Below are 551 nucleotides of genomic sequence, written 5' to 3' on the forward strand. Positions count from 1 at the left end.
AAAGGTATTAACTTTACTCCCTTCCTCCCCGCTGAAAGTACTTTACAACCCGAAGGCCTTCTTCATACACGCGGCATGGCTGCATCAGGCTTGCGCCCATTGTGCAATATTCCCCACTGCTGCCTCCCGTAGGAGTCTGGACCGTGTCTCAGTTCCAGTGTGGCTGGTCATCCTCTCAGACCAGCTAGGGATCGTCGCCTAGGTGAGCCGTTACCCCACCTACTAGCTAATCCCATCTGGGCACATCCGATGGCAAGAGGCCCGAAGGTCCCCCTCTTTGGTCTTGCGACGTTATGCGGTATTAGCTACCGTTTCCAGTAGTTATCCCCCTCCATCAGGCAGTTTCCCAGACATTACTCACCCGTCCGCCACTCGTCAGCGAAACAGCAAGCTGTTTCCTGTTACCGTTCGACTTGCATGTGTTAGGCCTGCCGCCAGCGTTCAATCTGAGCCATGATCAAACTCTTCAATTTAAAAGTTTGATGCTCAAAGAATTAAACTTCGTAATGAATTACGTGTTCACTCTTGAGACTTGGTATTCATTTATCGTC

At 50.6% G+C, this 551-nt stretch carries 1 rRNA gene; it reads right to left on the reverse strand.

Annotation, left to right across the window (positions count from 1 at the left end):
• A 16S ribosomal RNA gene (locus FC814_RS22560) occupies positions 1–473 on the reverse strand; the annotation flags it as partial.
• Between the last annotated feature and the right edge of the window lie 78 nt (positions 474–551).

Source organism: Escherichia sp. MR (genome assembly GCF_005280595.1).
Lineage (GTDB): Bacteria > Pseudomonadota > Gammaproteobacteria > Enterobacterales > Enterobacteriaceae > Escherichia > Escherichia ruysiae.